Source organism: Ruegeria sp. HKCCD7296, assembly GCF_013110775.1.
Lineage (GTDB): Bacteria > Pseudomonadota > Alphaproteobacteria > Rhodobacterales > Rhodobacteraceae > Ruegeria.
In genome coordinates this window covers 1-11,439 of the sequence record NZ_WVRF01000031.1, presented here as the reverse complement: position 1 = coordinate 11,439, position 11,439 = coordinate 1, and the positions used below count along the sequence as shown (strand labels likewise).

Annotated in this window: 13 protein-coding genes and 1 pseudogene; 10 read left to right on the top strand and 4 right to left on the bottom strand. The window is 53.0% G+C overall.

All coding sequences use genetic code 11. The features are described from left to right. Positions 1–218: 218 nt before the first annotated feature. From GS632_RS21835 to GS632_RS21825, 3 genes are all read right to left on the bottom strand, one after another. Positions 219–1,256 carry a hypothetical protein gene (locus GS632_RS21835; RefSeq protein ID WP_171722478.1) on the bottom strand — a complete coding sequence of 346 codons (1,038 nt, stop codon included), beginning with the start codon at positions 1,254–1,256 and terminating at the stop codon, positions 219–221. A gap of 86 nt (positions 1,257–1,342) precedes the next feature. Next, a complete protein-coding gene (locus GS632_RS21830) occupies positions 1,343–2,821 on the bottom strand; it encodes a relaxase/mobilization nuclease domain-containing protein (protein WP_171722477.1) in 1,479 nt (492 codons plus the stop codon). Between the two features lie 167 nt (positions 2,822–2,988). Beyond that, entirely contained in the window at positions 2,989–3,258 is a 270-nt protein-coding gene (locus tag GS632_RS21825) for a WGR domain-containing protein (protein WP_253284532.1), read from the bottom strand. Positions 3,259–3,545: 287 nt separating this feature from the next. Here GS632_RS21825 and GS632_RS21820 point away from each other — a divergent pair, with 287 nt between their 5' ends. Beyond that, entirely contained in the window at positions 3,546–3,938 is a 393-nt protein-coding gene (locus tag GS632_RS21820; RefSeq protein ID WP_171722476.1) for a GFA family protein, read from the top strand. Positions 3,939–4,040: 102 nt separating this feature from the next. Next, complete coding sequence (locus GS632_RS21815) at positions 4,041–4,343, top strand: SH3 domain-containing protein (RefSeq protein ID WP_171722475.1); 303 nt, start codon at positions 4,041–4,043, stop codon at positions 4,341–4,343. A gap of 539 nt (positions 4,344–4,882) precedes the next feature. Here GS632_RS21815 and GS632_RS21810 read toward each other — a convergent pair. Further along, on the bottom strand, positions 4,883–5,116 hold the full coding sequence (locus tag GS632_RS21810; protein ID WP_171722474.1) for a hypothetical protein: 234 nt from the start codon (positions 5,114–5,116) through the stop codon (positions 4,883–4,885). Positions 5,117–5,265: 149 nt separating this feature from the next. Here GS632_RS21810 and GS632_RS21805 point away from each other — a divergent pair, with 149 nt between their 5' ends. The 8 genes and pseudogenes from GS632_RS21805 to GS632_RS21775 all read left to right on the top strand — a co-directional run bounded on the left by GS632_RS21805 (position 5,266) and on the right by GS632_RS21775 (position 11,324). Beyond that, entirely contained in the window at positions 5,266–6,003 is a 738-nt protein-coding gene (locus GS632_RS21805) for a Crp/Fnr family transcriptional regulator (protein ID WP_171722473.1), read from the top strand. A 447-nt stretch (positions 6,004–6,450) separates the two neighbouring features. Then, positions 6,451–6,759 (top strand): hypothetical protein, encoded by a 309-nt coding sequence (locus GS632_RS21800; protein WP_171722472.1) that lies wholly within the window; start codon positions 6,451–6,453, stop codon positions 6,757–6,759. A 3-nt stretch (positions 6,760–6,762) separates the two neighbouring features. Beyond that, positions 6,763–7,116, top strand: a complete 354-nt coding sequence (locus GS632_RS21795) for a hypothetical protein (protein ID WP_171722471.1) — start codon at positions 6,763–6,765, stop codon at positions 7,114–7,116. Between the two features lie 214 nt (positions 7,117–7,330). Then, positions 7,331–7,960: a hypothetical protein gene (locus tag GS632_RS21790; RefSeq protein ID WP_253284531.1), complete on the top strand. Its 630-nt coding sequence runs from the start codon at positions 7,331–7,333 to the stop codon at positions 7,958–7,960. Positions 7,961–7,999: 39 nt separating this feature from the next. Then, positions 8,000–9,253 (top strand): DUF1611 domain-containing protein, encoded by a 1,254-nt coding sequence (locus GS632_RS21785; protein WP_253284530.1) that lies wholly within the window; start codon positions 8,000–8,002, stop codon positions 9,251–9,253. Next, positions 9,250–10,365, top strand: a pseudogene (locus GS632_RS21780) (alanine/ornithine racemase family PLP-dependent enzyme). Before GS632_RS21785 ends, GS632_RS21780 begins: the two are co-directional and overlap by 4 nt. Positions 10,366–10,537: 172 nt before the next feature. Continuing rightward, positions 10,538–10,672 (top strand): hypothetical protein, encoded by a 135-nt coding sequence (locus GS632_RS22315; RefSeq protein WP_256368739.1) that lies wholly within the window; start codon positions 10,538–10,540, stop codon positions 10,670–10,672. A gap of 79 nt (positions 10,673–10,751) precedes the next feature. After that, on the top strand, positions 10,752–11,324 hold the full coding sequence (locus tag GS632_RS21775) for a hypothetical protein (RefSeq protein WP_171722469.1): 573 nt from the start codon (positions 10,752–10,754) through the stop codon (positions 11,322–11,324). Positions 11,325–11,439: the final 115 nt, after the last annotated feature.

Sequence of the window (11,439 nt, the reverse complement as noted above, 5' to 3'; positions counted from 1 at the left end):
GTTCAAGCATTGTCATCTTTTGAAAGCGGAGGATGCTACCTCAGAACATCATCACGGCATGCAGCGAAAGACTGCTAAGTCCGCGTTGCGGTCGCACACGTCAACGGCAGCGAAGGGTCGTTTTCCAAAAATCCTGTACGGAAGATTCCATCCCGCCCTGTTTTGCGCCGAGCCTGAATTTAGCCCTGTTGTATCAATAAATACCTTCTGCTCGGCAATTACAGACTGTGTCCATCATACTCATGGACGTGGGTAGCCTGTTCGCGGGTATGGGCAATCTCTTGCACCACGGCGGCAATCTTGCTGGATGAAACTTGATGCAGCTCACCGACAACGGCCTCGGCGCGCTCGTAGCTGTCCGGAACGCCTTGGCTATTAAAATGGGCGGCAGCGGTGGAAATGTCCGCGTCTCGCCAAGTCGCCGTGGTGCCGACTGAAACGCTGTCATGATCGTTATAGCGGGCCAGGAACTTGTTTCCGTCGAGACCGAAGCTGTTGGCGGTCGCCACAATGTCATCACGCACAGCCAGCCACTTTTCGGCCTCGGACGGGTCCAAGTTGTCCAACTCGGCCGCATTCATGGATGTGGTGTAACTGTCTTCAGCAACAGTGTACGCCTGCAGGTCGGTGTCGTATGGGCGTAGCTCGGCAACATCGCCCTTCAGCTCTCCGATCTGCACGTCCATTGCGGCACGCAGATGCGGATCTTCGACCTCACGTGCAAGAGCCTCCATGTTCTCGATGGAGTTCACAATGTCCTTGGTCTGCTGTTCGTAGTTCTCGAAACCGGCCTGACCCAGAGCGGATTGCATATACTGAACATAGCGATCACCGGGCGACTGGTAGTCGTCGGAATCCTGAAAACCTTTGTCGCCGGACAGATCAGCAAGGGACGAATAGTAGGGGTGATACAGGTCGTATTCCTGAGCATCGTTAATGTGCTGAGAAACCAAAGCCTGCATATCGTTCAGATCAACCGGTTCCCCTGACCGCTCCGCAGCCTCTAATTCGATTTTCAGTTCTTCGACCAAATCTTGTTGCACCGTATGTTCGTCAACACGGCGGTTGGCCTGGTCCTCGATGTTGAAGCTCTTTGAAACGATGGCTGCACGATCAAAGCCCATCGCCCGCTGTTCTTTCTTTATGATGTCGATCTGCTCTGAAACGCGATCCTCGCGCGGGGCGGATTGATCAAATTGGGAATAGGGTGCGAAGTGTTCAACTTCGTTCAAAAGATAGTCTGTACGCGAAACCATAGTTGTTCCTTTGCGAGTTGATGGATAACTCAGTGATGGATCTGCTCAGAGCGTTGGCGCGCTCATCAAGCAGACCGGATGAAGTCCTATAGGCTGTGACCGTCATCGTCACCGCGCCCTTGCAAGAGCGGGTGCGTTGCGTGGGCGTGAACCTCTGAGAGTTCTTCTGAGATTGCGATGATCTTGGAAGAAGCAAGCTGGTGCAGCTCGTCAACAACGGCCTCTGCTCGGTCGTGGCTGTCCGACAAACCTTGAGCCTGGAAGTGGGCCGCTGCGGTCGAAATGTCGTCGCTGCGCCATCCCATTGTAGTGCCCAAAGTGACGTTGTGATGGTCGCCAAAGCGGGCAACGAACGCCTCGCCATCGAGACCGTAGCTGCTGGCCGTATCGGTGACTTCCTTGCGGATCGACGCCCACTGTTCGGCCTCTGGATAGTCGAGGGTGTCCATTTCGGCAGTATCCATCAGCGTTGAATATCGCCGGTCCTCGATGATGTAGGCTTGAAGGTCCGGATCGTTGGTGCGCAGATCCGCAACGTCGCCCTTCAGCTCGCCAATCTGAATATCCATAGCGACACGCAGATGAGGGTCATCAACCTCACGGGCCAGCCCTTCCATCTTGTCGATGGATTGCAGCAATTCTTTGGTCTGAGTCTGGAAGTCCTCATAGGCCCCCTCGCCCAAGGTGTCCTGCATATAGACCTCGTAGCGGCGTGCTGCCGGGGCATAATCTGCGGACGCCTGGAACGCCTTGTCATCGACAATATCAGCAAGGGCAGACAGATACGGATGGCTCTGTTCGTTGTCCCGAACTTCGTTGATATGGGCAACAACCTGAGCCTTCAGCTCGGGTGCTATTGTTTCCTCGGAACCACCTAATTCGATGTGTCGCCGCAAGTTGCTCATAACATCTGGGGATACATAAGACGGGTCTCCCGGCTCGCCATAGTCATCAAAATGATGGGCTTGATCCAGCAGATGTTCCATTCTCGATACCATAGGTTCCTCACTTTCAACGAGTTGGATGGCAAACTCTTCGATCCGGTCTTTGACGGCGTTGGCGCGCTCATCAAACAGATCTGACATTCTGGCGATGGACAAAGTCATCACATCGGCGGCCATGTCGCGGGCCGTAACTTCGACTTCCGGAGTGGTTTCAACAACCGACATTCCGGCCTGAACTTTCCACGTGTCGGTCTCGACTTCCTGCCGCAAACCGCGCTCAAGGCGAGTCGTTGCGGTCAGCTCGATTCCGTATTCCTCAGCAACCTGGACCTGGATAGAGCGCTGAACGTCGATGTTCATTTCGCTGCTCATGCCCATAGCGAGCCACTGACCATGCTCGACGCCTCGGTTGTTCACAACGATGTGGACATGGGGGTTATCGGTGTCGTTGTGAAACACTGTCAGATAGTCCCAGGTATCGCCAAAATCACCGCTCCCAAACAGGCGATCCGCGAACTCCAAACCGGCCTCGTGAGCGGCGTCCGGATAGGTGCCTTCGGGAAAAGAAACGATCATGTGACGGGTGTACCCTACCAGATCACCACGGCATGGACCGACCATGACCCAAAGCCCCTGCCCGGCTCGCAAGAGACGGGTCAGGGACTATTGCGTCAGGGAGATCATGCCGGGGTGTTCTGGGTGGAAGCCGGCATGCCGGCTGAAACCTAGAGCCCGCTCACGAGCCGACAGGCTCGGGATTTGCTATGGAAACAGATTGCAACCCGAAGTTACTCACCGACCGGAACATAGCCTCGGCGGCGCTTTTGCTTTTCGATTTTTTGGAGTGCATCAGTGGCCTGGGCTTCGCCTTCGTAAGTCACCATCATGGCTTGCCCATTTGTGCCTATACGTCCCCAGGTGCGAAGGACGGACACTTCGCCAAACAGCGTCGGCTGCAATTCTATTCCGTAAAACCGCGCCATGTTGACGTCTGGATCCACATGGATCAGGTGGACAGGTGTGGTTGCCGTCAGCTCCATGATCCGATTGTCGGTCAATTCAGACCGTCTGTCCAATGACTTTGCAAGATCCATTCGTCGGAATGGATTCTGATCCTCAATGGAACGGACCTACATTTACTGAGCGGACAGCCGCACAGTTTTCTCTCTTTAATGACCGTTCTCACGCAGAAGAGAATTTTTCACGGCCGGAAACTGCCGCATTTAGTCAGATGATGAAATTCCGCGTGAGATAGCCAGAAGCAATGTGGAAATGTTGCCGCCTCAGATTAGGGCGCATACGATGTTCACTACTCTTCCCAGTGGACATAGAGGGATGAACGAACATGGCGCAATCATTGGAAGGTGGGTGCTTCTGTGGTGAAGTGCGCTACCGGATCACCGGTGAAGCGGTACTGCAACTCATGTGTTTTTGCAGAGATTGCCTATCGATGACCGGTACAGATGGCTACGCCGGGTACATGATAAAGTCAGAAAATCTACAGCTACTGAAGGGCAAACCACGGACCTTTGAGAAGACCTCAAAGGAAGGCCGACCTGTTATCAAGCATTTCTGCGGTACCTGCGGGTCAGGCTTGTGGGGTGTGACAGCCTTCGGATTGACGAGCATTGCAGCTGGGACACTGGATGAACCAAACAACTTCAGCCCATCGAAAAAGGTTTTTGCGAAAGATGCCCCCAACTGGGCCAGAGTTCCCCACCACTTGGAAGATATGTAGGGGTTTAGGCTTTGGTATCACGTACATTTCTTTCTGCGAGTTGTTCCTTCTGGTGACCCGAATTGCTACGATTGTAGTTGAGGCAACAAGCAGGACATCAAGATGCGCAATGCAATCTTCTCACCCTTAGCGGCTTTGCTCCTAGGGGTCGTCACGGGCGTTGAGCCGGCTGCGGCGGCGTCACTGGGACCATATGAGGTTTTTGGAGTCGAAGACGGTGACATGCTAAAAATGCGCAGCGGACCTGGAACAGGGTTCAATGTGATCGTTGGTCTTCCAAATGGAACCGCACTACGAGTTCACAGCTGCGAGCAGACCGGTGGCACACGTTGGTGCCGCGTTTCATTGGAGCGTGCTCGTAGACTAAAGGGGTATGTCTCTTGGGCATACTTGCGGAAAATCTAATACGACGATGATCAGCGATGCCATCTTACTGTAATAATAGAATGCTGGCAGAAAAGGCCGCAGTGAAGCTTTCTTGTTGCCGGTGATGGGATCAAGCGGGAAACCACGATCGTGTTTCCGGCCCACTCCTGACGTTGCCGATGTCGCCAAGCGCTGCGGCGCAGCTTCACCAGACCGGACTTTCGCCGCACTGCCGAAATGCTGCCCCGCTCGAACTCACAGATCGCGGGACTTTGCCGTCATTCGATCTGGAGCCTTCGTTGAAGCAGCATTTGCTCGCGGTCGCGGCATACTTATTGTTGCGGCGCGGCGAGTGTCACCAATCAGGTCATTCGCAGGCGTTGTATTTGCGTTAACGGAAACTGTACCCTCGCCGCAGCTCGGTCGGACAATCAGGACGCAGGATATGGCAGGCATTGAAACATTGATTCTCGTTTCGTGTTTGAATTGATCAGGAACGAGGCACCAAAAGTGTTTCTGTTTGCAATTTTGCTTTTTTTGACGAGCATAATCTTGTTTTTCCGATGCGGGACTTAACGCTACTGCCGAACCCGATAGCCGGAAGCAATGATCTGGTTTATCAGAGCAGCGGCGGCCTGGTGCATTACCTTTTCATCACTGTTGCCGACCGCTGCTTCGTGGGCAGCGGCTGCGTCACGCAGAACTCCCACAATCTCATGTTCGGGCAGGAGCTCACGATCTTTAATTGCAAGCAAAAGCGCTTCACAGATTGAGAGTGCGGCCATTCCTGAGTGGTCTTGCCGGTCGGCCATGGTAGACGTCCTTTTGTAACAGGCGTCCAAGCAAGGAAGCGCCACGATGAATTGCATCATTCTGGCATAGATTGCTGTATACTTAACTGATCGAAAGCAGTCTTGGCGTCGGATAGTTTCGCGGGCTGCTCATCGATGAAGGAAGAAATTTGCCCGCTATCAAGAACAGTCCGCTCACCCGAAAACTCTCAAACTTCGTCGCTCTGACTGAGGTTGAACTTGCGGTGTTAGCACGCTTGCACAAACGCCGCAGAACCTTTGAAGCCGGACGTGACCTTGTGCATCAAGGGCAATCAGAGCAGGCTGCCTACATTCTGGCCTCGGGCTGGGTTTGTTCCTACAAAACCCAGACTGACGGGTCGCGTCAGATCGTCGATTTCCAAATACCGGGTGACTTTCTGGGTTTGCGAAGCGTTCTGCTGCACACCTCGGATCACAGCATAGAACCAATCATGGAAATCCAAGCTATTGAGGTAGTAGTGGATGATCTCCTGGAAGCATTTGCGCAAACGCCCCGGCTGGCGACAGCAATTCTTTGGGCGGTATCTCGAGATGAAGCGATGGTGGTTGAGCACCTGGTCAACATAGGACGGCGAGATGCGGGTGAGCGCATGGCGCATTTTCTTTTGGAACTTGGTGTGAGGCTGACTCAGGTCGGGATGGCAAACAAGACGGGATACACTTGCCCCCTGACACAATACCACCTTGCCGATGCGCTGGGACTGAGTGCCGTGCATGTTAATCGTGTCCTACGGCAACTGCGGGAGAAGGGGTTGGTTACTTTTCAATCCGGGCAAGTGGCATTTGATGATTATGACGGACTGGTGACGTTGGCCGGTTTTGACCCCACTTATCTGGATCAGGCCGGGCCACTGTTGAAGCAATAGGTTCACCCCTCGGGCGATGCCGGGGTTTTGATGATGGTTGCCTGGTTAGAGACGCCATTCTCTTCGGCAGATTTGGGATTTCACTGAAAAAGAAGCGCAAGATAAATACAGTCCGATTGCGGTACTGGATTTCCTGCGCTTCTCAATTACTCGTTAAGAACACGCCAGCAAATATCCCGCCAACACAAATCAGGTTGCCGGAAACCAAACATCGTTGCACTGACTCAGGTTAGTCAATTTTCTGGCAGTATCTGATCCTCAGATGCCAAATGCATTTGAGATTCCAATAGAATCTCAAGTCATTGGCCGCCGACTAACATCGATCAGCGCACGTCTGCCATTTGCACATTATTCTAATTTACAACGCCAGTACTTCCGCGGCGCTTAAGAGCGTGTTCAGCGGCAGACTGTGCGGGGAAGATCCAACAAACTATTTGGAGGGCTAAGGTGAGCACGAGATCGTCCAGTTCTTTGGTGACGTTTTCAAATCCGTTCTCTTTGTGCGGCTACCCGGATGAACTTCCTGCAGGCGAGTATGAAGTAATTGTTGAAGAAGAACTATTACAGGGCCTGAGTTTCGAAGCATATCGAAGAACCGGAACCTACCTGACGGTTCAGAGCAAAGGCAGCAAGCCAGGCCGCACAGAAATGCGCCCCATCGACCCAAAAGATCTCGAACTGGCACTTAAGCACGACCAGACCTTGGCCACATCTAACAATGACAGCGATGCGGCGCTTTCCCCGCAGGAGGAATAGATTATGAACACGCCCGAATGGCTTAAACCCGGAATCTACGGCGCCCTGATCGGAGGGGTTTTCGTCGGCGTCGTTGGATTTTCTTGGGGTGGATGGATGACCGGCAGTAACGCGGACAAGATGGCCAACGCCATGTCCCGCGACAATGTAATCGCTGCGTTGGTTCCGATCTGCATCGACATGGCTAGAACTGACGCCCAACGCGCCGAAAAAATAACGACGATCAAAGAAGCTTCTTCTTTCAAGCGAAAGGATGCCGTTATGGCAGCCGGCTGGGCAACGGTACCGGGATCCCAAACCCCCAACAAAGATCTGGCACAGGCCTGCATTGAGGGGCTAAACCTGGATGGATCGTAACTCAATCACTCAACATTCGGACAACGCCGTTTGCACCAGGACAGTTCGAAAAAATCAGTACTGGTTTTACTCTCACTTCATGACGGCGCTGTTTGTTGGCGTTTTCAGCTGCTTGACGGGCTCCTTTATCTCATCAAGTCCCGCATCGGCCGAAACAAACTCTATCCCGGACAACGCGCATCCCAAAAAGTATGGCGGCGGTTGGGAATGCGATTTGTCCTATCGGTTGGAAGGCGAAGAATGCGTGGCCATTGCCGTCCCAGAAAATGCCTACCCGACAAACAGAACCTATGGTTCGGGCTGGGCATGTACACATGGCTTTGTTGAAGTTGGTGGCACCTCATGCGTTGAAGTAATTGTGCCTGAGGGCGGATATCTCGATCCATCAGGTGAGAGGTGGCGGTGCCTGCGTGGGTACACAAGGGTAGACGATAGCTGCCAAAAAATCGTGGTGCCGGACAACGCCTACCTGACGAACAGTACCTACGGATCTGTATGGCTTTGCAATCGTGGCTACGAGACAGATGGTGAAGCGTGCGTTGCAATAGCAGTGCCGGATAATGCCTTCCTGAACGCATCAACCCACGGGCGTCCCTGGACATGCGAGCGCGGATATTTTGAGCGAGACGGAAGGTGCGATGCAGTCATCGTGCCTGAAAACGCTTTCTACGATGACGCGATCCACGGAGTTGGATGGAAATGCGAACGTGGCTACGAGGCGTCCGGTGATCACTGCGATGCAATCGATCTACCCGCAAATGCCCATATCGACCGATCCGGCAATGGGTGGCAATGCCACAGAAATTTTCATCGGTCGGAAGGGCTGTGTGTTCTGAACGAATGAGGTTTCAGTCAGAGAGCCCACTTTTCCAAACTTCACATTTTGTGCCCGTTCTTACCTAGGACGGCGTGTTTCACACTCCAAAAAGGAACAGATATGAAACCCGTACCCATTGCGTCGGATGCCAAGCAGTTCATTGCCAGCGATGCGCAAGAGCTGCCGCCTGAACAAGCCGTTTTTCCGGAGCTTCACCGCAAGACACTTGTGACAGACATACCGACTGCAATTGTGTATTGCGAAGGAAACTTCGCAAAGATCGATGGCAAGACGGCTAATGGTCTCGTTCGACATTCACAGGCCTATCGCGTTCTTTCGGTGATCGACAGCACGTTTGCCGGCTGTGACAGTGGCAAAGTGCTTGATGATGTCGCCAATCAGGTTCCCATCTTCGATGATCTTGATGCCGCCGTCGCTAATGAAGCTACGATCCCCGACACGTTTATTTACGGAATGGCGCCGGCCAGCGGCAGAATGTCCCTTGAGGATCGCGAAGTTGTTGTGGATGCGATTACGCTCGGAATGAACATCGTCAGTGGGCTGCATGAATTTCTTAGCGATGACAAAGAGCTCGTCGGATTTGCCAAAATTCACGATGTCACGATACGCGACATTCGCAAGCCGCGGCCCAATCCCGACCTGCGCCTGTTAGATGGCAGTATTGGAGACGTCCAGGCGATCCGCATCGCGGTGTTCGGCACCGATTGTGCAATTGGAAAGCGTACAACCGCGACAATCCTGACAGGCGCACTTAACGCGCATGGGATCAAAACAGTTTTGGTCGGCACCGGCCAGACAGGTTTGATGCAGGGCGCCAAGTATGGCGTTGCGATGGATTCGGTGCCGCCGCAATTTTGTTGTGGCGAACTTGAGCGTGCTGTTGTTGCAGCATCTGAAGGTGAGCGCCCCGATGTCATAGTGATCGAGGGCCAGGGCGCGCTCAGCCATCCGGCCTTTTGTATATCAGCCTTTATTCTGCGAGGCAGTCAGCCACATGCAGTTATTCTTCAACACGCGCCTAAACGAAAACGTCGATGTGATTTCCCCAACATGACTATGCCCGACCCTTGCGATGAAATCACCCTGATCGAGGCTTTTGCGAACACAGAGGTAATTGGCATGACGATCAACCATGAAGGAATGAATGATGTTGAGATTTCAAAGGCCATCACAGACTACAACTGCAAATTGTATCTCCCGGTCACTGACGCATTGAACCGCCCTCCAAAAAACTTGGTGAATATGGTTCTATCTGCCTTTCCGCGCTTGCAACCCGTACGTGCTACGACGATTGAATGAGTAAGCTGCGTATCGACGTTGATCTGGACAAAATTCGGTACAACACACGGTTCCTGGTCGACCACCTTAGACCCCGCGGAATTACAGTGACAGGCGTGACCAAAGCCGTGTGCGGTCATCCGGCGATTGCGAATGCTATGATTGAAGTTGGCGCGACAGGGCTGGCGGACGCCCGGATCAGCAATGTCATGCGTATGCGCAATGCTGGAATCTCGTGTCCCATATCCTTGATCCGAACGCCCATGTTGAGCTAGGTCGAGCAAGTCGTTGATAACTGCGATGTCAGCTACAACACAGAGGTGGACATTATCGCCTGCCTGGCCATCAATGCGCTGGGAAAGAACATTACTCACAACATTATCCTGATGGTGGAAATGGGGGATATGCGGGAAGGCATCTTGCCTGAACACCTTGAAAGCACTGTGTCTCAAATTCTAAGAATGGAAGGGATTTCTCTGAAGGGGATTGGCGCAAATTTTGCCTGTCTTGGTCATGTGGCACCCTCTGCAGAAGCAATGGCATTGCTTTCATCGCTTGCCATCGACACCGAGCGCGCGTTTGGACCCGCTCTTGAAACAGTGTCAGGCGGCGGCTCTGCCAGTTTGCCATGGGCGCTTGGCAAGGGTGCGACCGGAAAGATCAACAACCTGCGTCTGGGTGAGGCTATCCTGTTGGGTACCGATCCTGTATCCGGGCACGCGATCGGCGGGCTTTATACAGATGCTTTCACTCTTTGGGCAGAAGTGATCGAAACGAAAGCCAAATCAAACCCAAATCCCGTGCGAATGAACTACCCTATACCTTCAATGCAGTGTGTGACTTTAGACGGTCCTTCGAATACTCGGTCGATCCTTGCGATCGGACTCCAGGACACCGATGCGGCGGGTCTTGTATTCCCTGCGGGCGTCACGTTCGTCGGAGCCACCAGCGATCATATCATTGTTGAAACCACTGATTGTCCGGCTCGCGCTGGTGGCGAGATGAAGCTAAGAATGAAGTATAGCGCGCTTTCGCGAAGCATGGCAGCACCTGATGTTGCAAAGGTCTTCCGTGGTGCTAGCGCATTGGCAGAAATCATCGCTGCAAACAATGATCGTCCATATTCGAAGTGAAGGTTGCGCACAAAGATCGTCGCCGATCAATCTCAGACCTCAGTCTACCGTCTTATTCTACAGCTTTACGTAGTAAATTGGGCCACCAATACCTATATTGGTGGTATCCGCATTCACTTTTCACTCCCCATCTGGGCTCGTGGGTGGTGCGGACAATCAAAGGATCAAAATGATGTCTTTCAAGGACCTGACGACCAGAGCGGCCGCCGCACTGAAAAAAAACGATGCGGACGCGCCAAAAAAAGAAGCGACGTCTAAAAGACCTGACGTCGTCCCCGAAAAACCAAAGGCCAAGCGTCAAGGTTAATAATACCCTGCCGTGATCGGGTGGCTTGTTCTTGGTTACAGCTCCGAACGGGCGGTATCTGCAAAGGAGAACTACCCAAATGGACCAGATAGTCAGCAAGACAATCGCAGTCTTTTCCAAGCCGTTTACTTTCCCTGGATTTGACGAATTACTCCCGGCGGGCGAATACGAAATAGAAACAGAGCTTTCCGCACCGCCTGACTATTTGAACCCGGAAGCCTGGAAAGCATCCGTGCTAATCTGCCTGCATCCAAGGGAATCTCACCCCGGTCTGGCGCGAACGCTGACCGTTTCTCTTGCTGATTTGGACAGAGCACGCGCAAAGGACAAGTTGTCTTCAAAGGAGTTGTCGCAGTTCCTGCTCGACCAATTATTGGCCGATCCCATGGTGCAATTGATTATGAGGGCAGATGGCGTTTCAGAGACACAACTTCGACACCTCTACTCGGACTCGCTCATTTCTGAAGCAGACGACAGATCATCAGATCAAAGTGCCCTACGGCGAGGATGCGGAAGCGGCGCTCAGTACGCCTTCGCGGTCCAAGCTGCCGAGAATGAAGGAATGCCGGTTCGTCCCTTAATAACCCCTCGGACTGCAGGCCGCCCCATAGGGCAGTCTGAACCAGGCAGTTCCTTCAACCCCAAGGCATAGTGCTCGGAACTTTCTTTTCCAACCGCGGAGTAAACCAAAACAGAAATCGAGGCTAAGAACGGTGTTGTCACGTTAACCGTCGTTCGGTTGCTCATGCTTGGATTTGGACATAGGT